Source organism: Cupriavidus sp. GW821-FHT02F09 (assembly GCF_059421605.1).
This window is the reverse complement of record NZ_JBWKVH010000020.1, coordinates 52,313-72,302: the sequence shown is the minus strand read 5'-3', so window position 1 is coordinate 72,302 and position 19,990 is coordinate 52,313. Positions and strand designations below refer to the sequence as shown.

Below are 19,990 nucleotides of genomic sequence, written 5' to 3'. Positions count from 1 at the left end.
CAGGAGTCTTCATGAGCAAATCAATTGGCGTCATCGGCCTCGGCGCGATGGGCAACGGCGTTGCGCACAGCCTGCTGCGCGCCGGCTTCAAGGTACATGCCTGCGACCTGCGGCCCGACGTGCTGCAGCGCTTTGCCGATGCGGGGGGCATCCCCTGCGCCAGCCCGGCCGAGCTCGGCGGCAAATGCGATGTGGTGGTCACGCTGGTGGTCAACGCCGCGCAGACCGAGGCTGTGCTGTTTGGCGAACAAGGCGCGGCAAGCAGCCTGCGCCCCGGCACGCTGGTGATCGCCAGCGCGACCGTGCCGCCGGGCTTCGCCGAGGCACTGGGCAAGCGGCTGGGCGAGCGCGGCATCCTGCTGCTGGACGCACCGGTCTCCGGTGGCGCCGCCCGCGCCGCCAGCGGCGAAATGACCATGATGACTTCAGGCCCGGCCGAGGCCTATGCACTGGCCGAGGACGTGCTGGCTGCCATGGCCGGCAAGGTCTACCGGCTGGGCGACGCGCATGGCGCCGGCTCCAAGGTGAAGATCATCAACCAGTTGCTGGCGGGCGTGCATATCGCCGCGGCGGCAGAAGCCATGGCGCTGGGCCTGCGTGAAGGCGTGGATGCCGATGCCCTGTATGAGGTCATCACCCACAGCGCGGGCAATTCGTGGATGTTCGAGAACCGCGTGCCGCATATCCTGTCGGGCGACTACACGCCGCTGTCCGCGGTCGATATCTTCGTCAAGGACCTCGGCCTGGTGCTCGATACCGCGCGCACCAGCAAGTTCCCGCTGCCGCTGTCGGCCGCGGCGCACCAGATGTTCATGATGGCGTCCAGCGCGGGACACGGCGGCGAGGACGATTCCGCCGTGATCAAGATATTTCCCGGCATCGAGTTGCCGGCGAAGAAGGCTGAGTGAGGCAAGCCAGCATGACTGCACAGAACCCTTCCTCGCGCGCCGTGCTTGGCTGCATCGCCGACGACTTCACCGGTGCCACCGACCTGGCCAACACGCTGGTGCGCAACGGCATGCGCACCGTGCAGACCATCGGCGTGCCGGCGGGCGGCGCGGCGCTGCCCGGCGTGGAGCAGGCCGATGCGCTGGTGGTCGCGCTCAAGTCGCGCACCATCCCGGCGGCCGATGCCATCGAGCAATCGCTGGCCGCGCTGCGCTGGTTGCAAGCCCAGGGCTGCCGCCAGTTCTTTTTCAAGTACTGCTCCACCTTTGACTCCACCGACGCCGGCAATATCGGCCCGGTGACCGAGGCCCTGCTGGCGGCGCTTGGCAGCGACTTCACCATCGCCTGCCCGGCATTCCCGGAGAACGGCCGCACCATCTTCCGCGGCCACCTGTTCGTGGGCGATGTCCTGCTCAATGAGTCGGGCATGGAGAACCACCCGCTCACGCCGATGCATGACGCCAACCTGGTCCGCGTGCTGCAGCGCCAGAGCCAGGCCAAGGTGGGCCTGCTGCGCTACGACGCCGTGGCGCGCGGCAGCGACGCGGCCCGCCAGGCCATGGCCACCTTGCGCGGCGATGGCGTGAAACTGGCGATTGCCGACGCCGTAGGCGATGCCGACCTGCATACGCTAGGCGAGGCGTGCGCTGACCTGCCGTTGCTCACCGGCGGCTCGGGCCTGGCGCTCGGCCTGCCCGCCAACTTCCGCCGCGCCGGCTCGCTGCCGCAACGCGCGGATGCCGACAAAGTGGCGCCGGTGGCCGGGCCGGCCGTGGTGCTGGCCGGCAGCGCGTCCAAGGCGACCAATGCGCAGGTGGCGCAATGGCTTGTGGCCAAGCGCCCCGCCCTGCGCATCGACCCGCTCGCGCTGGCGCAAGGCGCACCCGTGGTTGAGGAGGCGCTGGCCCTGGCGGGCGCCCATGCGGAGCCGGTACTGTTCTACGCCACCACCACGCCGCAGGAGGTCAAATCGGTGCAGGCCGCCCTCGGCGTGGAGCGCGCCGGCCATCTGGTCGAGCAGGCACTGGCGGACATCGCCGCCGCGCTGAAAGCACGCGGCACGCGCCGCTTCGTGGTAGCCGGCGGCGAAACCTCGGGCGCGGTGGTGCAGGCACTGGGCGTGCAAGCCCTGCGCATCGGCACACAGATCGCGCCGGGCGTGCCCGCCACCGTCACGCTGGAAGCGCAGCCGCTGGCGCTGGCGCTCAAATCCGGCAATTTCGGCGGTGTGGACTTCTTTGACGAAGCGCTGCGCCAGCTTGGAGGGCAAGCATGAGCACCGAAGCCAGCCTGCGTGAAGAAATCTGCCGCATCGGCGCCAGCCTCTACCAGCGTGGCTACACCGTCGGCAGCGCCGGCAATATCAGCGCGCGCATGGAAGACGGCTGGCTGATCACGCCGACCGATGCCTGCCTGGGCATGCTGGACCCGGCCGCCATCGCGAAGGTGGACAGCGGCGGCAACTGGGTGGCCGGCGACAAGCCGTCCAAGACGCTGACCCTGCACCGCGCCATCTACGACAACAACCCCCAGGCCCATGGCGTGGTGCATACGCACTCCACCCACCTGGTGGCGCTGAGCCTGGCGGGCGCCTGGCAACCGGACGATGTGCTGCCGCCGATCACGCCTTACTACGTGATGAAGGTCGGGCATATCCCGCTGATTCCCTACCATCGCCCGGGCGACCCGGCGGTGGCGGCGCGCGTTGCCCAGCTTGCCGCCGAAGTGCGCGGCGTGCTGCTCGCGCGCCTCGGCCCGGTGGTGTGGGAGGCCACCGTCTCGCGCGCCGCCTTCGCGCTCGAGGAACTTGAAGAAACCGCCAAGCTCTGGCTGATGCTCAAGGACAAGCCTGACCCGCTCGACGAGCAAGCGCTGGCCGAACTGCGCGATACGTTCAAGGCGCGCTGGTAGGGACCACGCGCGCAGGTACGACAAAGCCCTAACAACAAAAACACAAGCAAAGCAGAACCGCCCGCCGCCCGCCCTCGCTAACGCCTGGGCCGCGGCAAGGGCAGCGTTCGCCCCCGGTTTGCCGCTAACAACGGAAATCAATCCGGAACCAAGCTGGAACCAAGCCGGGACCAAACCGATATACGGAGACAACCATGCATGCATCCACCCAGGCCGCGCTAACCGGCGCCGGCCAAGACATCGACCGCGACATCGAGAAACGCGCTTACAGCAAGGTGTTCTGGCGCATCATGCCGTTCCTGATGCTGTGCTACGTCATCGCTTACCTGGACCGCGTCAACGTGGGCTTCGCCAAGCTGCAGATGGCGCAGGACCTGGCGTTTTCCGAAACCGTGTTCGGCCTTGGCGCCGGGCTGTTCTTCATCGGCTACTTCCTGTTCGAAGTCCCCAGCAACCTGCTGATGCACAAGCTCGGCGCGCGCGTCTGGATCGCACGGATCATGATCACGTGGGGCATCATCTCGGCGCTGTTCGTCTTCGTGAAGACGCCCACCACCTTCTACATCATGCGCTTCCTGCTCGGCCTGGCCGAGGCGGGTTTCTATCCCGGTGTGATCCTCTACCTGACCTACTGGTATCCGGCCAACCGGCGCGCCAAGATGATCGCGCTGTTCATGTCGGGCATCCCGGTGGCTGGCATGCTCGGCAACCCGCTGTCGGGCTGGATCATGGATGCCTTCCATGACTACGGCGGCATGCGCGGCTGGCAGTGGATGTTCCTGATCGAGGCCCTGCCCGCGCTGCTGATCGGCATCGTCACCGTGTTCGTGCTCAAGAACGGCATCGACCAGGCGCCGTGGCTGGACGCCAACGAGAAGCGCGTGCTCAAGCGCAATATCGAGGAAGACGCGCGCCAGGCTGGCGCCTCGGGCACCGGCCACTCGCTCGGCGCCGTGTTCAAGGACAGCCGCGTCTGGTGGATGTGCATGATCTACTTCTGCTTTGTCACCGGGCAATATGCGCTGACGTTCTGGATGCCCACACTGGTCAAGACCAGCGGCGTTACCGGCAACCTCAATATCGGCCTGCTCAGCGCGATTCCGTTTATCTGCGCCATCGTGGTGATGAACTTCCTCGGCCACAGCGCCGACGCCCGGCGCGAACGCCGCTGGCACCTGATCGTGCCGGCGCTGATGGGCGCGGTGGGCTTTGCCATTGCCGCTTCGTATACCCACAATACCGTGGTGGCCATTGCCGCGCTGTCGCTCGCCGCCGCCGGCGTGCTGACCTGCGCCCCGCTGTTCTGGTCGCTGCCCACCGCCTTCCTGTCCGGGCTGGCCGCTGCCTCGGGCATTGCGGTGGTGAATTCGGTGGGCAACCTGGCGGGCTTTGTGGCACCGTATATGGTGGGCTACCTGACCGATCTCACCCACAGCACGCAGTCGAGCATGTATGTGCTGTCGGGCATGCTGGTGCTCGGCGCCGGGCTGGTCTGGCTCACGCCGGCCAAGCTGGTCAACCGCTAGGCCAAGAACTCAAGAACACAAGAACCCAAGAACAACGCACTTCTCCTGGAGCACCGCATGCCGCGTTTTGCCGCCAACCTGTCGATGATGTACACCGAGCACGCCTTCCTGGATCGCTTCGCCGCCGCAGCGGCAGACGGTTTCAAGGCCGTGGAGTATCTCTTCCCGTACGAGCACAGTGCCGCGGAAATCCGCGCGCGGCTCGACGCCAACGGCCTGGCGCAAGCGCTGTTCAACGCGCCGCCGGGCGACTGGACTGCCGGCGAGCGCGGCATGGCCGCCCTGCCCGGGCGCCAAGCCGAATTCCGCGACGCCTTCGGCCGCGCACTGGAATACGCTGCCGTGATCGGCAATGACAAGATCCACGTGATGGCCGGCCTGGTGCCGGCCGGCGCGGACCACGGGCGCCATCGCGCCTGCTACCTGGAAAACCTGGCGCATGCCGCGCAGGCTGCGGCTGCACAAGGCATCACGGTCCTGATCGAGCCGATCAACGGACGCGACATGCCCGGCTACTTCCTCAACCGCCAGGACGACGGCCAAGCCATCTGCAAGGAAGTGGGCGCGGCCAACCTGAAGGTGCAGTTCGACTGCTACCACTGCCAGATCGTGGAAGGCGACCTTGCCGTCAAGCTCAAGCGCGACTTTGCCGGCATCGGCCACATCCAGATTGCCGGCGTGCCCGAGCGCCACGAGCCGGACCTGGGCGAGCTGAACTACCCGTACCTGTTCGACGTGATCGATGGCCTTGGCTATGACGGCTGGATCGGCTGCGAGTATCGTCCGCGCGCCGGTACCTCGGCGGGTTTGGGCTGGCTCAAGCCTTACTTGAAGGCCTGAGCGGCCGCTGTCTCCATGCCGCCCACGGCGGCACAACAGGAAAACGAACATGCAAGTACTGATCACCGGCGGGGCAGGCTTTCTTGGCCTGCAACTGGCCCGCCAGCTGTTAAAACGCGGCACCCTGGACATCGACGGCAAGCCCGTCGCCATCGCGGGCCTGACGCTGCTCGACGTGGTAGCACCGCCTGCGCTGAACGACACGCGCGTGCGCGTGGTCACAGGCGACTTGTCGGATCCCGCCGTGCTTGCGCAGGCGATCGACGAACACACCGGCGCGGTGTTTCACCTGGCGGCGGTGGTCAGCGGCCAGGCCGAGGCGGATTTTGACCTGGGCATGCGCGTGAACCTGGATGCCGCGCGCGCGTTGCTGGAAACCTGCCGGGCGCTTCACGTGAAACATGGCAGCCGGCCACGCGTGGTGTTCACCAGTTCGGTGGCGGTGTACGGCGGCACCCTGCCCGCTGTGGTGCAGGACGATACCGCGCTCAATCCGCAATCCTCCTACGGCGCGCAGAAGGCCATCGGCGAGCTGCTGCTGTCGGACTACAGCCGCCGCGGCTTTATCGACGGCCGCGTGCTGCGCCTGCCGACCATCAGCGTGCGGCCAGGCAAGCCCAATGCCGCGGCATCGTCGTTCGCCAGCGGCATCATCCGCGAGCCACTGGCAGGCGTTGCCGCCAATTGCCCGGTCTCGCCGGAAACGCTGCTGTGGCTACTGTCCCCGCGCGGGGCGATTGCCGCGCTGGCGCGGGGCATGGAGATCGATGGTGCCGAGCTTGGCGAACGCCGGACGGTGAACCTGCCCGGCTTGTCGGTCACGCCCAAGGAGATGGTGGCGGCGTTGCGGCGCGTGGCCGGCGACACCGTGGCGAATCGCGTGAGCTGGGAGCGCGAGGCGCGCATCGAGAATATCGTCGGCACCTGGCCTGCCGCATGGAATACGGAGCGCGCGCTGGCGCTGGGGTTCCAGGGCGACCAGGATTTCGATGCGGTGATCCGGGCTTATATCGAGGACGCGGGCATAGCGGCGCGTTGAACCCGCAGACGCGTCTTGGCGGCGCTGGCTTGCACGCAGGCCAACGCCGCCGCACCTGAAACCACGAAAGCCGGACAGATCAAGCGTCCGGCTTCACCATTTCATACGCCGTGATCGTTTCCCGCACCGGCCCCGGAATCGGCGCCGACTTCTGCGTAGCGGGATCCGCGCAGACATAGACGATCTCGCCCGTGACGAGGTGCTCGTCGCCGCGGTACATCTCCACGCGGAACAACATGCTGGAGCGGCCCAGGCGCGCAATCCGCCCCCGGATCTCCAGCATGTCGTCAAAGCGCGCGGACGCGTGATACTCCAGCGTGGACTTCACCACGAAGATATCCACGCCGTGCGCGTGCAGCACATCCTCCGGATACCGGATCCCCACCGCCCGCCAGTACTCCGTCACGCAGATATCGCAGTAGGTCAGGTAATGCGCGTTGAACACGATCGATTGCGGATCCACTTCGGCCCAACGCACGCGCAGCGGCATGCTGTGACGGAAATCTTCCTTCGCCATGTCAGCGTCCCTCCTTGATTGCCGGCCAGATATCGGCCTGATATGAAAACGGCGCCGGCCCCGGACAGGGCGGCGCCGGCATAAAGCGGCTAAGTCAGGCTTATTGCGGCTTGTTCAGCCCCAGCTTGTCAATGATGGCCTTCTCTTTCTTGACCGTATCGGCGGCGAAGTGCGCGTATTGCTCGCTGCTCATGTAGAACGGCTCCATGTCGAACTTGGCCAGCGCATCGCGGTAGTTCTGCATTTCCATGGCCTTCTTGAAGCCGTCGTGAAGCTTCTTGACGATCTTCGGATCGGTGCCCTTGGGTGCCACCACGCCGAACGGCGAGGTCTGCACGATGCCCAGGCCCAGCTCCTTCAACGTCGGCACATTGGGGAAGCGCGCCGAGCGCTTCTCGCCCCAGGTCGACAGCAGGCGCAGCTTGCCGGACTCCACGTACGGTGCCCAGGCCGGGGTGTCCGCCACCGACATCACGTGCCCGCCCAGCAGGGCCTGCATCGATTCCGAGTTGCCCTTGTACGGAATATGCGAGAACTGCACGTTCTGCTTCATGGCCAGCTCTTCCATGGTCAGGTGCAGCGTGGTCATCGAGCCCGGCGAGCCGTAGGTCAGGCGGCCCGGGTTGGCCTTGGCGTAGGCGATGTAGTCCTGCATGGTCTTGATCGGCGAATCCACCGGCACAACCAGGCCAAACGAGTAGCCGGCCAGGTTGATCACGTACGACAAGTCCTTGACCGGATCCCAGTTGATCTTGGTGGTGTACGGCAGGCGGTAGACCGGCATGGCCACCTGCGCCAGCGTGTAGCCGTCCGGCTGGGTCGATTGCATCAGCTGGGCGGGCAATACCCCGCCCGCGCCAGGCTTGTTCTCGATGATCACCGGCTGGCCGAGGATCTTGGAAGCGTTTTCCGCCAGCACGCGGAACGGCAGGTCGGTGGAACCGCCCGCGGTATAGCCGATGATCAGGCGAATCGGCCGTTGCGGGAAATTGTCCGCCTGCGCCAGGGCCGGCGCGCTGGCCAGCCCCAGGGTAGCCGCGGTGGCGGCGAGCGCGCCCGCATGGGCGAGGAAATGGCGGCGTTGCATGAGTCTGTGTCTCCTTTTGCTACTGCTACAAGTAATGCACTACACGTAAAGCCAATGAAACCGGGGGTTCTGCGACCGCTTCGATCTGGCTGCCGGCCCGTGCCGGCAAGTCCCGCTCAGCCGTCGAAGGCAGCGCGCAAGGCGGCGACCGCGTCGCCATGCGCGCCGGCCACCGCCGGGACAAAGCGCCCCAGCTTGAAAAAATCGTGGATCATGCCTTGGTAGTCGGCCAATTGCGCCGGCACGCCCGCGGCGCGCAGCTTGGCCGCGTAGGCCACGCCTTCGTCGTGCAGCGGGTCGTAGCCCGCCACGGCGATCCAGGCCGGGCAGCAACCGCGCACGTCGGCACCCGTGCCACCACCGTCCAGCGGGGCAAAACGCCAGTCGTCGCGGCTGGTTTCGCTGTCCAGGTATTGCGAGAAAAACCACTGGATCATCGGCGCGGTCAGCAGATAGCCCTCGGCCAGCGCGCGATGCGAAGGCGTGTCCTGGCGGGCGCAGGTGCCGGGATAGATCAGCATCTGCAGGACAGGCTCCAGGCCCAGATCCCGCGCGTGCACGGCGCAGGCGCTGGCCAGGGTGCCGCCCGCGCTGTCGCCGCCCAGGGCGATACGGCCGGCATCGGCGCCCAGGCGCGCGGCCTCGGCGAACACCCACGCCATGACATCGAACGCATCGTTCGCCGCATGAGGAAACTTCCACTGCGGGCCAAGCCGGTAGTCCACCGACAGCACCATGCAATCCGCCTGCATGCACAGCAGCCGGCTCAAGGGATCGTGCGAGTTGACGCTGCCCACCGTGAAGCCGCCGCCATGGAAGTACACCAGCAAGGGCAACGGCTCGGCCCAGCTGGCCTCGCGCGGCGCATACAGCCGCACCGGGATGTCGTAGCCATCGCGCGCGGCTACCGTCAGGTTTTCCACGCTGTGCACGGCCAGCGGCGCGATATCCATGATGGGCGCGCTCTTTTCGTAGGCGGTCTTGGCGTCGGCCGGGTCCAGTTCGTGGATGGACGGACGCTTCACGCGCCCGATCAGCTCCAGCAACGCCGCCACCTGCGGGTCCAGCGGCACCGGCGGCATGCCGGGCAAGGCAGACGCAGGCTGGGCGGACGCAGCGGTGGAATCAGGCGGGACAGCGGACATGGACACTCAGAATCAGTAGCAACGAACCTTCGGCAGCAGCCGAATCTCCAGTGGCGTCAGCGCCGCTGGCGTTCGAATTGTGAACGATCGTTCGATTTTAGTATGATTCCAGATGTTTCTGCAGCAAAGCATATGAAATTTCCCTGGGGCTGGTCAGGGCGGCAGGTTTTGCGCGATCATCGACCATCGTCAGAAAAGCCAGAAGTCAGAAGCCAGAAGAAATAGAAAACCCTCATCGACGGAGACAGCATAGATGGCCTTCATTTATTACCTGACCCACATCCACCTGGATTTCGGCACCATCAGCCAGCTCAAGGCAGAGTGCGAGCGCATCGGCATCCGGCGCCCGCTGGTCGTCACCGACAAAGGCGTGGTTGCCGCCGGTGTGGCCCAGCAGGCCGTCGTGGCCCTGGGCGGCCTGCCGCACGAGATCTTCGACGAAACCCCCTCCAACCCGACCGAAGCCATGGTCAAGAAGGCCGCGGCGCAGTATCGGGATAGCGGCTGCGATGGGCTGATCGCGGTCGGCGGCGGCTCCTCCATCGACCTGGCCAAGGGCATCGCCATCCTCGCCACCCATCCCGGCGAGCTGACCACCTACGCCACCATCGAAGGCGGCAGCGCCAGGATCACCGAGCGCGCCGCGCCGCTGATCGCCGTGCCGACCACCTCGGGCACCGGCAGCGAGGTGGCGCGCGGTGCCATCATCATCCTGGAAGACGGCCGCAAGCTCGGCTTCCACTCGTGGCACCTGTTGCCGAAATCCGCCATCTGTGACCCGGGCCTCACGCTCGGCCTGCCGGCCGGCCTGACCGCCGCCACCGGCATGGATGCCATCGCGCATTGTGTGGAAACCTTCCTGGCGCCAGCCTTCAACCCGCCCGCCGACGGCATCGCCCTGGACGGCCTGGAGCGCGGCTGGAAGCATATCGAACGCGCCACCCGCGACGGCCAGGACCGCGACGCGCGCCTGAACATGATGAGCGCCTCCATGCAGGGCGCCATGGCCTTCCAGAAGGGACTGGGCTGCGTGCACTCGCTATCGCACCCGCTCGGCGGCCTCAAGGTGGACGGCAAGACCGGCCTGCACCACGGCACCCTGAATGCGGTGGTGATGCCAGCGGTGCTGCACTTCAACGCCGACGCGCCCAGCGTGGTGCGCGACAACCGCTACGCCCGCCTGCGCCATGCCATGGGCCTGCCCCAGGACGCCGACCTGGCCCAGGCCGTGCACGACATGACCGCGCGCCTCGGGCTGCCCACTGGTCTGCGCCAGATGGGGGTCACCGAAGACATGTTCGACAAGGTGATCGCCGGCGCACTGGTCGACCATTGCCACAAGACCAACCCGAAAGAGGCCAGCGCCGCGGATTATCGGCGTATGCTGGCGGAATCCATGTAAGTGCCGCGGCGGGCCGGCAGCACAGGTGCGCGGAACAGCCGGGGCGATCCAGCTTTACCACCCAGCACGGAGAAGAGGTCATGACAGGGGAACACCTGCAGGTCTTGCACGGAGACATCACCCGCATGGAAGTCGACGCCATCGTCAATGCCGCCAATAGCGGCTTGCTCGGTGGCGGCGGTGTCGACGGCGCCATCCACGGCGCTGGCGGTCCCGCCATCATGGCCGCCTGTCGCGGCATTCGCGAAACCAAGGGCGGCTGCCCCACCGGCCAGGCGGTGATCACCACCGGTGGCCTGCTGCCCGCGCCTTACGTCATCCACGCGGTCGGCCCGGTCTGGCAAGGGGGCGACCACGGCGAAGACGCCCTCCTTGCCAGCGCCTACCAGGCCAGCATCACGCTAGCCGCGCAGCACAAGCTGCGCACCATCGCCTTTCCCAATATCAGCACCGGCATCTACGGTTTCCCGCGCGAGCGCGCCGTGGACATTGCCATCGAGGCGGTACGCAAGGCCCTGGTGGCCGCACCCACCATCGAGCAGGTCAGTTTTGTCTGCTTTGATGACGAGAATTACCGGTTGTATCGGCACAGGTTGAGCTAAATGGCTGACGGGAAATCGGCATTCTCCTGCGATTTCCCGTTTTGCTGTCTTCCTCGCTGTCCCTGCCCTCGCTCCGGGAGTTCTTCTCACTCCTGGGCTAATTCGCCACCACCACCCCCTCCAACGCCAGCCCCACCGCGGCCTGCGCATGCAAAGCCGTGGTATCGAACACCGGCAGCGCCACATCATCCTGCCCGATCAGCAGCGCGATCTCGGTGCAGCCCAGAATCACCCCGCCCACGCCCTGCGCCTGCAAGCCGCCGATAATCCGCCGGTACACATCGCGCGAGGCGTCGCGCACGATGCCGTGGCATAGCTCGTCGTAGATGATCCCGTGGACCAGCGCGCGGTCGGCGGCGTCGGGGACCACGACTTCGATGCCGTGCTTGTCCTGCATGCGGCCGCGATAGAAGTCCTGCTCCATGGTGAAGGCCGTGCCAAGCAAGCCCACGCGCCGGATGCCGGCCGCGCGCAATGCTTGCGCGGTGGGATCGACGATATGGAGAAAGGGGATGTCGAGCGCGGCTTCCAGGACAGGGGCCACGCGGTGCATGGTGTTGGTGCAGAGCAGCACGAAATCCGCGCCGGCGGCCTGTACCTGCAGGGCGGCTTGCCGCATGGCTTCGCCGAGTTCGTCCCAGCGTTGCGCGTGCTGCAGTGCCTTGATCTGCTCGAAGCTGACCGTGACCATGACGCTGCGCGCGTTATGGTGGCCGCCGAGACGTTGTTTCATGTCCTGGTTGATCAGGCGGTAATACTCGGCCGAGGATTCCCAGCTCATGCCGCCGATCAGTCCGATCGTCTTCATCTTGACCTTCCTTGCGCACCGGCGCCGTCGAATCAGGTCAATGTAGCAGCAGGCGCCACCCCGCCCCATGCACAGTGCGGCGGTTTCCGACCGGGCCGGCGCAGGCGCGCATGCCTGACGCGGCCTGGCATGCACAACAAATCAGGGCAAAGCGCTCCGGATCAACAGGTTGATGCGCTCCGGCTGCTCGTGGATGACCCAGTGGGTGCCATCCGGAATGCGCTCCAGCCGCATGTCCGGGATGAACTTGTCCAGGCCATCCAGCAGGCTCTTGGGCAGCGCGGTGTCGCGCTCGCCCCAGACCACCAGCGTCGGCACGCGCACGGTGAAGGCGGCGGGATCGAGCCTGGAGATATCGGGAGGTGTCTCGCCAGGGCCCGGCGGATGCATGGGCGACGCGCGGTAATAGTTCACACCGCCGGTCAGCGAGTGAGAGCCGCCGGCGCCGGGCTGCGACCAGGCCGCGTGGTATTTCTCGCGGGTCTCGCCGGTAAACCAGGGCGCGGGCTGCTTGCCCTGCCCATTCAGGAAGCCCTCGAGCTTGGCGAAGCCGTCCGCCGCCAGCGCTTGTTCCGATCCCGGCTCGCGCAGCCAGTTCATATAGGCCGAGGCGGCTTGCTGCTGGGGATCGCTGGTCAGCGCCTTGGCAAACACATAGGGATGCGGCGAATTGATGATGACCAGCCGCTCCACCATCTGCGGAAACTGGATGGCCAGGTTCCAGCAGATTGCCCCGCCCCAGTCGTGCGCCACCACCACGCAATGCGAGTAGCCCAGCGCGTTGATGAACTGGACCAGGTCCTCGACGATGTGGCGGGGACGGTAGGTCTCGACTTCCGCGGGCTTGCTTGAGAGGTTGAAGCCGCGCAGGTCCGGCGCCACCGCGAAGTGGGTCTTGCCGAACTCGGCCAGCTGGGCTTCCCACTCGTACCAGAACTCGGGAAAGCCATGCACGAACAGCACCAGCGGCTTGCCGCGCTCGCCGGCGCTGGCGTAGTGCAGGCGCGTGCCATTGGGCAAGGTGGCGTACTGCAGATGGCGAATGACTGCAGGTTTGGTCATGTATTCCTCCCTTGCCGCAATGGCTGTCTCTGGTGGACTTGCTGCTGGCCGCACCTGGCGGCTCCCCCTCGGTTATCCGCGCAAGGCGGCGATGAGCCCGGCGCGCACTTCCGGCTTGTCGGCGAACGGGTCGCTTGGGTTGCGTTGGCTAATGATATCTTCGAAGCGCTGCCGCACGGGATCCAGTTGCTGCGGATGCGAGTAAATATAGAAGCCGTTGTCGCGGATGGCATCGAAGGTGAGTTGCGCCACTTCAGCGGCCGTGACCTTGCCCGAACTGACCGCTTTGTCCGACATGGCTTGCGACACCAGTTGCGAGCGCGTAGGCGGAGCGTCATTGGCCAGCCCGGCCGGCCGGTTGCGGCCCGATTGCGTGATGCCGGTCGGCACGAAATACGGGCACAGCACCGAGCAGCGCACCTGCTCGCTGACCAGGCTGAGATCCTGGTACAGCGATTCGGACAGGGAAACCACGGCATGCTTGGAGACGTTGTAGACGCCCATCGCGGGCGGGCTGAGCAAGCCGGCCATGGAGGCCGTATTGACGATATGGCCTTCGAACGACGGGTCCTTGGCCGCGGCCGCGAGCATCAGCGGGGTAAAGATGCGCACACCGTGGATCACGCCAAAGAGGTTGACGCCCAGCACCCACTCCCAGTCGCGCTCGGTGTTTTCCCACATCAGGCCGCCCGCGCCCACGCCGGCGTTGTTGAACAGCAGGTTGACCTGGCCAAAGGTGGCGATGGCGGCATCGGCCAGCGCCTGCACCTGCTCGGCCTTGGACACATCCACGCGCACGCCGATCACCTGCACGCCTTGCGCCTTGAATTCCGCCACGGCGCCATCCAGTGCGTCCTCCTGCACGTCGGCCAGCACCAGCTTCATGCCGAGTCCCGCACCCAGCTTGGCGAATTCCTTGCCGAAGCCCGATGCACCACCGGTGATCACTGCCACCTTGCCCTGGAATTGCTTCATGTTGTCTGCCTCTCGTTTGCTGTCGTTGTTATGGGGTTGCCTTGCCGCGCGGGTCTTAGCCCGCGTGCTGCACTTGATAGCCTTGGCGCGGGAAATGCACGTTGACCGCGCCCGCACGCGGGTCCTGGCGGCGCAATGTGGCACGGTGGGCGTCCAGCGCCACCAGCACGCCGGCCACGGGATCGCGCGCGTAATCCGTTGGCGTCACGGTGACCGCGTCGCCCGCTTCGAAGCCGCTGCCGGCAGCCACCCCGCCAGGCAACGCGGCCGGATCGGCGTGCCGTGCCACTTCTAGCGCCGACTCCGCGCTGACCACCCGCACCGTGCCATGGCCAAAGGCCTTCATGCGCGCATACCAGGCTTGCACCGCCGGATACGCATCCAGCAGCTTGGCCAGCTCGCTGGCGCGCTGGATGAACCAGATATTGTGGTACAGCGAAAAATCCGCCACCGACAGCTCGGCCCCGGCCACATGCGCCACGCCCGCCTTGAATTGCTGCTCGAGCCGCCCGAAGGTTTCATGCAGCATGGCGATGGCCTCGGGCAATGGCATGCGCAGCGCATTGGTCTCGCCACGCATGGCCTTGCGATCGGCCGAGAAAGCCTGCATTTGCGCCGGCGTGAGATGGCCCAGCATGCTTTGCGCGCCAGCCGGCTGGAACAGGTAGGTGACGGCGGCGGTAAACAGCGCGGTATCGATCCAGCCAGCGACCAGGCGCGTGGTGGCCGCTTGCGCGGCGGGATAGAGCGGGCGCGCGGGCGCCGCGCTGTCGATCACCTCGCAGATCAACGCGGTGTCGCAATAGATGTCGGCCCCGACCTGCAGGATCGGGGTGCGGCGGTAGCCGCCGGTCAGCGCCACCACGTCCGGCTTTGGCATGATGGGCGGGATTTCCACCGCTTGCCACGCCAGGCCCTTCGCGCCCATCAGCAGGCGGATCTTCTCGGAGAACGGCGACGTTGCATACTGGTGAAGGATAAGGTCTGCCATGGTGTCGGAATCGCTTGTGTTGCCAGTCTGAAGCCAATCTATCGCCAATCTATAGCCAGATTAAACTCAGCCTGAAATTTCTCTTATGCCTGCTGCCGGTGCGTCGGGCGGATGCCGCCACGGGTATCAGCAAGGCGCGTGCCTGCTATTGCTCGATTTCCTCTGTCGCGCTGTCAACCGCACTACCGCCCCGTTTGCTTCAGCGCCTTGAGCGCCATGTTCTCGACCAGGCGCGGCGCCAGCAGCTTAAGCCACAGCCCGAGCCGGCCCTTGCCGGTCATCACCAGTTCGCGCTTGCGCGCGGCCATGGCCGCCAGCATCTGGCGCGCGCATTCCTGCGCGCTCATGGCCCCCTCCTCGCGCAGCCGGCTCTCGCCCAGTGGGCGGCCGTCTGGGCCGAAGCCATTGATGCGCGTATCGGTCGCCACCACGCCGGGGAACACCACGCACACATCCACGCCAGACCCGCGCAGCTCGGCCCGCAGCGCCTCGCAGAATCCCGCCAGTGCGAACTTGCTGGCCGAGTAGGCGGTACGGCCCGGCACGCCGATCTTGCCGGCCAGGCTGGACACCGCCACCATCAGGCCGCCGCGCTCGCGCAGGTGCGGCAGCGCCTCGCGCGTGCACCACATGGCGCCGAAGTAGTTCACGCGCATGACCTGCTCGTAGTAGCTGTAGTCCGATACCTGTTCGAAGTAGCCGTGGGCGGACACGCCGGCATTGTTGACCAGCACGTCGAGCCCGCCATACTGCGCCACCACCGTGGCCACCAGCCGCCGGCAGTCGAACTCGTCGGACACGTCGACGCGCCACACGCCGACGTCGGCGGCCGGGTGCTGGCGGCGGATGCGCTCCGCCAGCGCCTGCAGCATGTCGACACGGCGCGCCGCCAGCGCAAGCCGCGCACCCTGCTGCGCCAGCAGCAGGGCCAGTTCGGCGCCAATGCCGTCGGACGCGCCGGTGATCAGCACGACCTTGCCAGTGAATGGAGCAAAGGCGGCCATGACTTCAATCCAGCAGGTCGGGCTGTTCCTTGACGATGCGGGCGTACAGCGGCTGGAACTGGAACCAGCCCGCCTGCGCGGTGCCGACGATCGAGTACGCCTGGCGCGCCGCGGCGTCGGAGATCACCTTCAGCGGCGCATTGGTGCGCGCGGCGGCGGCCTCGGCCAGCAACTGCACCTGGCATGAGCGCTCCATGGTGATGAACCACCAGGCAGCTTCGTCCACCGTCTTGCCCACTGTCAGCAAGCCATGGTTCTGCAGGATCGCGGCCTTGTTGCTGCCCAGCGCGTTGGCGATGCGCTGGCCTTCGTCCAACTCCACCACCACGCCGCCGAAATCGTCGTAGAGGGCATGATCGTTGTAGAAGGCGCACACGTCCTGCGTCAGCGGGTCGAGCGTGCGGCCCAGCGTGGACCAGGCGCGGCCATAGGTGCTGTGCGAGTGCGCGGCGGCGACCGCGTCTTCACGGGTCTGGTGCACGCGCGAATGGATGGCAAAGGCCGCGGCGTTGACCGGGTAATCACCTTCGACCACGTCGCCATGGTGATCGCAGCGGATCAGGTTGGACACCTTGACCTGGCTGAAATGCACGCCGAACGGGTTGACCCAGAACGTATCCGGAAACTCGGGATCGCGCGCGGTGATGTGGCCGGCCACGCCTTCGTCGAAGCCGAACTTGGAAAACAAACGGAAGGCCGCGGCCAGCCGCTGCTTGCGGTGCAGGCGCTCCTCTGCCGGTGTATCGAACTTCGGCGGGCGCGGCAGTACGCGGTACTTGGCCTTGACCGCTTCGGACAGGCCGGCGGCCATTTCGTCCTGGTCGGCCTGGGGCCTGGTGCTTTCTGCAGGGGCGTTCATGGGGAATCTCCTTGTTCGTAGTTGGTTTGCCCCCCTCTCCCGCGTGCGGGAGGGGTCGGGGGAGAGGGCGGGCGCTCGTTACGCCTGCGTGCCGGACAACACCACGGGCTTCGCTCCAAGTGCCTCCTAGCTAAGCCACCCCTCTCCCCGGCCCTCTCCCCCTGAGGGGAGAGGGAGAGACAGCCGTCGTCATGGCGCGCGGCTCTGGCCCGCTCGGCGGCTTCGGTGCATGCCTCTGGTTAAACCAGCTTGACCAGTTGCTTGCCGAAATTCTTGCCCTTGAGCAGGCCCATGAACGCTTCCGGCGCGCTCGCCAGGCCTTGCGCAATGCTCTCGCGGAACTTGAGCTTGCCTTGCGCCACCGCGGTGCCGAGCTCTTGCAGCGCTTGCGGCCACACGTCCATGTGCTCGGACACGATGAAGCCTTCCACGGTCAGGCGCGACACCAGGATCAGCTGCGGGTTCTTCAGCGGCATCGGCTGGCCATCGTAGCCAGCGATCATGCCGCAGATGGCGATGCGGCCAAAGGCGTTCATGCGGGCCAGCACGGTGTCGAGGATCTCGCCGCCGACGTTCTCGAAGTAGCCATCCACGCCATCCGGGGTGGCTTCCTTGAACATCGTGTACAGCTCCTTGCTGTCCTTGGCCGCCTTGTAGTCAACGCAGGCATCGAAGCCGAGTTCATTGACCACGTAGTCGCACTTGTCCTTGCCGCCGGCAAAGCCGACCACGCGGCAGCCCTGGAGCTTGGCCAGCTGGCCCACCACGCTGCCGACCGCGCCGGAGGCCGCGCTCACCACGATGGTCTTGCCGGCCTTCGGCTGGATGATCTTGTTCAAGCCATACCAGGCCGTGACGCCGGGCATGCCGACCGAGCCGAGGTAGGCCGACAGCGGAATATGGGTGGTATCGACCTTCTGGATGCCGATGCCATTGGTGACGCCCATTTCCTGCCAGCCGAACATGCCGACCACCTTGTCGCCGACTGCGTACTTGGGGTTCTTCGTCGCCACGATCTCGCCAACCGTGCCGCCGATCATCACGTCGCCCAGCGGCTGCGGGGTGGCGTACGACTTGCCCTCGTTCATGCGGCCGCGCATATACGGATCGAGCGACAGGAAATGATTGCGGACCAGCACCTCGCCTTCGCCGATCTCGGGCACAGGCACCTCTTCCAGGCGGAAGTTGTCAGGGGTCACGGCGCCGGTGGGACGCGATGCCAGGACGATGCGCTTGTAGGTGTTCGACATGATGGCTTCCTTACAGTGAAATGGACAAGGACACTCGCCCTTTGCCGTTCGTTGTGGGTCGTTGCCGGCTAGCTGGTCAGCTTGCCGGCTTGTTTGGTTATTTCATCAATGACAGCGCCAGTGCCCGATACGCGCGATGCGTGACGGGGTCGTTGGCGCCGTTGGCCGCGATGGGATGCGAGGCGTAGCGCACGATGGTGAGTTCCGCCTTGGGATCGACGTAAATACGCTGGCCGTGGATGCCACGTGCCTCGAACACGCCGTGGTCGTCGTTCGAGACCCACCACATCGAACGGTAGCTCCAGCCGGGCAAGGTGGCATAGCCAGCCTTGGCAAACTTGGCGGGATCGCCGCCGCGGCGGATGTCCGCCACCACTTCGGCCGGGATAACCTGCTGGCCATTGAAGCGGCCGCCGTTGCGCATGGTCTCGCCAAAGCGGGCCAGGTCGCGCAGCGTGGTATTCAGGCCGCCGCCACCGGACTCGCTGCCGATGCTGTCCACCATGAAGTAGGCATCGTTCTCCGCGCCCATTTTTTGCCAGACGCGCTCGGAAAGCAGCTTGGCCAGCGACTGCCCGGACACGCGCTTGACGATCCAGGCCAGGACTTCGGCATTGACGGTCTTGTAGGCGAAGGCCTGGTCATGCTCGCCTTCCTTCTTCAAGGTGGCCAGGAATTCGTAGAACGTCTTGGGTCCGGCATAGCCGGGCTCGCGCGGCATCATGCCGCCGGCGCGGCTGTAGTCCCAGATCTCGGCCTTGGGCTCGGCATAGTTTTCGGAATACTTGACGCCCACCGTCATGTCCATGACTTCGCGCACAGTCGCATCGCCGTAGGCGGTGCCCGCCATCTCCGGCAGGTAGCGCGTAACGGGCGCGGCGGGATCCAGCTTGCCGTCCGCCACCAGCATGGCAGCCAGCGTGCCGACGAAGGACTTGGTGACCGACATGGCGATGTGCGGCGTATGGTCGTCCAGCGCGCCGAAGTACTTCTCGTAGACGACCCGGCCCTTGTGCATCACCAGGATGCCGTCGGTATAGGTCAGGCCGAGCATGTCGCTGAACGTGCGGCGGGTGCCGTCGGCATCGGTGAACGGCACGCCACCGATATCGCGCTCGGCACGCGGCAGTGCCGAAACCGGGCCGCGCCCGTGCCAGACCGAGGCTGTCGGGACCAGTTCGCGGATATGCGAAAAGCTCCAGCGCGTGCGCGGGAAGCCGTTGCTGGCAGGAGTGAAGCTGATGACCTTGGCGGCTGCGGGAGGAAAGCCCTGCATCCAGCCCGCCGCAACGGGATCGGTGGCGGCCGCGTCCGGGAACACTGGCGCGGCAGGTGCCGCAACCGGCGCGCCGGCCGAAGGAACAGGTGCATTCTGGGCTTGGCCCGGCTGATACATGGCAAGGGCTCCTGCGCCGAAGGCGGCGAGCACGGTCAGTTTCAATCGCCGCGTGGCGGCAATCCGTTCAAACAGCATCTTGTCTCCATTTTTGTTTTACAGCTGCTGCGCGCCGCCGGCTCTGGTGACCCTGCCGGTCTTGTAGCTAATATCCCCTCTCTGCCCCGCGGCCTCAGCCGTCCGCGCCGGTATCCGAAGCGCCGCTTGCCGCCCGCTGCGGCGGCACGCGCTTGACGAACTTGAACGTGCCCGACCCGCGCGACACGGTCTTGCCATCGGCGTCGACGATCTCCGCCTCGCAAAAGGCCATGGTGCTGGTACGGTGCACGCACTGGCCGCGCGCGATGAGCTTGCCGCGGCCAGGCGCCATGAAACTGGTCTTCATCTCGATGGTGACCACCCCGCGGCCATCGGGATCGGCGGCGCGGCCGGCGATGGCCATGGCCACGTCGAGCAGCGTCATCAGCACGCCGCCATGGGCCATATCCCAGCTGTTCTGGTGACGCGTTTCCAGCGCCAGTTCGATCTCGCTGCCCTCCTTGTCCATGCGGGTGCATTGCACGCCGAGATCGGCAAGGAAGGGAATCTTGAGGGGAAATCCGTTGGTTTTAGTCATAGTTGCTAGTGT

At 66.2% G+C, this 19,990-nt stretch carries 20 protein-coding genes; 8 read left to right on the top strand and 12 right to left on the bottom strand.

Annotated elements, in window-relative coordinates:
- Positions 1-11 precede the first annotated feature (11 nt).
- The 6 genes from ltnD (at position 12) to denD (ending at position 6,264) form a co-directional block, all read left to right on the top strand.
- The gene (ltnD, locus tag AC07XB_RS21945; protein ID WP_416048650.1) at positions 12-908 is read left to right on the top strand and encodes an L-threonate dehydrogenase; all 897 of its coding nucleotides are present in this window, start codon (positions 12-14) and stop codon (positions 906-908) included.
- An 11-nt stretch (positions 909-919) separates the two neighbouring features.
- Positions 920-2,224, top strand: coding sequence for a 3-oxo-tetronate kinase (gene otnK / locus AC07XB_RS21940; protein ID WP_492829935.1), 1,305 nt, complete (start codon positions 920-922; stop codon positions 2,222-2,224).
- A complete protein-coding gene (gene otnC / locus AC07XB_RS21935) occupies positions 2,221-2,859 on the top strand; it encodes a 3-oxo-tetronate 4-phosphate decarboxylase (protein WP_267603086.1) in 639 nt (212 codons plus the stop codon). Before otnK ends, otnC begins: the two co-directional genes overlap by 4 nt.
- A 194-nt stretch (positions 2,860-3,053) precedes the next feature.
- Entirely contained in the window at positions 3,054-4,385 is a 1,332-nt protein-coding gene (locus AC07XB_RS21930; RefSeq protein WP_492829932.1) for an MFS transporter, read from the top strand.
- A 57-nt stretch (positions 4,386-4,442) separates the two neighbouring features.
- A complete protein-coding gene (gene otnI / locus AC07XB_RS21925) occupies positions 4,443-5,225 on the top strand; it encodes a 2-oxo-tetronate isomerase (RefSeq protein WP_492829930.1) in 783 nt (260 codons plus the stop codon).
- Between the two features lie 49 nt (positions 5,226-5,274).
- Entirely contained in the window at positions 5,275-6,264 is a 990-nt protein-coding gene (gene denD / locus AC07XB_RS21920) for a D-erythronate dehydrogenase (RefSeq protein WP_492829928.1), read from the top strand.
- Positions 6,265-6,343: 79 nt separating this feature from the next.
- On the opposite strand, the gene AC07XB_RS21915 is transcribed toward denD, so the two are convergent.
- The 3 genes from AC07XB_RS21915 to AC07XB_RS21905 form a co-directional block, all read right to left on the bottom strand.
- Positions 6,344-6,781, bottom strand: a complete 438-nt coding sequence (locus tag AC07XB_RS21915) for a YbgC/FadM family acyl-CoA thioesterase (protein ID WP_492376306.1) — start codon at positions 6,779-6,781, stop codon at positions 6,344-6,346.
- Between the two features lie 100 nt (positions 6,782-6,881).
- Positions 6,882-7,868, bottom strand: coding sequence for a tripartite tricarboxylate transporter substrate binding protein (locus AC07XB_RS21910; RefSeq protein ID WP_150990354.1), 987 nt, complete (start codon positions 7,866-7,868; stop codon positions 6,882-6,884).
- Positions 7,869-7,984: 116 nt separating this feature from the next.
- Positions 7,985-9,013 carry an alpha/beta hydrolase gene (locus AC07XB_RS21905; RefSeq protein ID WP_492829926.1) on the bottom strand — a complete coding sequence of 343 codons (1,029 nt, stop codon included), beginning with the start codon at positions 9,011-9,013 and terminating at the stop codon, positions 7,985-7,987.
- 253 nt (positions 9,014-9,266) lie between these two features.
- Between AC07XB_RS21905 and gbd the strand changes: the two genes are divergently transcribed.
- Both gbd and AC07XB_RS21895 read left to right on the top strand, forming a co-directional pair.
- Positions 9,267-10,415 (top strand): 4-hydroxybutyrate dehydrogenase, encoded by a 1,149-nt coding sequence (gbd, locus tag AC07XB_RS21900; protein WP_492376307.1) that lies wholly within the window; start codon positions 9,267-9,269, stop codon positions 10,413-10,415.
- 80 nt (positions 10,416-10,495) lie between these two features.
- Positions 10,496-11,017: an O-acetyl-ADP-ribose deacetylase gene (locus AC07XB_RS21895; protein WP_492829923.1), complete on the top strand. Its 522-nt coding sequence runs from the start codon at positions 10,496-10,498 to the stop codon at positions 11,015-11,017.
- A gap of 97 nt (positions 11,018-11,114) precedes the next feature.
- Here the strand turns inward: AC07XB_RS21895 and AC07XB_RS21890 are convergent, their stop codons facing one another.
- The 9 genes from AC07XB_RS21890 to AC07XB_RS21850 form a co-directional block, all read right to left on the bottom strand.
- The gene (locus tag AC07XB_RS21890; RefSeq protein ID WP_492812613.1) at positions 11,115-11,825 is read right to left on the bottom strand and encodes an aspartate/glutamate racemase family protein; all 711 of its coding nucleotides are present in this window, start codon (positions 11,823-11,825) and stop codon (positions 11,115-11,117) included.
- 141 nt (positions 11,826-11,966) lie between these two features.
- A complete protein-coding gene (locus tag AC07XB_RS21885) occupies positions 11,967-12,887 on the bottom strand; it encodes an alpha/beta fold hydrolase (RefSeq protein WP_492829921.1) in 921 nt (306 codons plus the stop codon).
- 72 nt (positions 12,888-12,959) lie between these two features.
- Positions 12,960-13,862 (bottom strand): SDR family oxidoreductase, encoded by a 903-nt coding sequence (locus AC07XB_RS21880; protein ID WP_492812617.1) that lies wholly within the window; start codon positions 13,860-13,862, stop codon positions 12,960-12,962.
- A gap of 55 nt (positions 13,863-13,917) precedes the next feature.
- The gene (locus AC07XB_RS21875) at positions 13,918-14,853 is read right to left on the bottom strand and encodes a glutathione S-transferase family protein (RefSeq protein WP_492376310.1); all 936 of its coding nucleotides are present in this window, start codon (positions 14,851-14,853) and stop codon (positions 13,918-13,920) included.
- Between the two features lie 182 nt (positions 14,854-15,035).
- Entirely contained in the window at positions 15,036-15,857 is an 822-nt protein-coding gene (locus AC07XB_RS21870; RefSeq protein ID WP_150990339.1) for an SDR family oxidoreductase, read from the bottom strand.
- Between the two features lie 4 nt (positions 15,858-15,861).
- Positions 15,862-16,716: a class II aldolase/adducin family protein gene (locus tag AC07XB_RS21865; protein ID WP_492376311.1), complete on the bottom strand. Its 855-nt coding sequence runs from the start codon at positions 16,714-16,716 to the stop codon at positions 15,862-15,864.
- A gap of 239 nt (positions 16,717-16,955) precedes the next feature.
- Positions 16,956-17,966, bottom strand: coding sequence for an NADP-dependent oxidoreductase (locus tag AC07XB_RS21860; protein WP_174426383.1), 1,011 nt, complete (start codon positions 17,964-17,966; stop codon positions 16,956-16,958).
- Between the two features lie 97 nt (positions 17,967-18,063).
- Positions 18,064-19,440 carry a serine hydrolase domain-containing protein gene (locus tag AC07XB_RS21855; protein WP_492374577.1) on the bottom strand — a complete coding sequence of 459 codons (1,377 nt, stop codon included), beginning with the start codon at positions 19,438-19,440 and terminating at the stop codon, positions 18,064-18,066.
- Between the two features lie 94 nt (positions 19,441-19,534).
- Positions 19,535-19,978 (bottom strand): PaaI family thioesterase, encoded by a 444-nt coding sequence (locus AC07XB_RS21850; RefSeq protein ID WP_174426385.1) that lies wholly within the window; start codon positions 19,976-19,978, stop codon positions 19,535-19,537.
- Positions 19,979-19,990 lie beyond the last annotated feature (12 nt).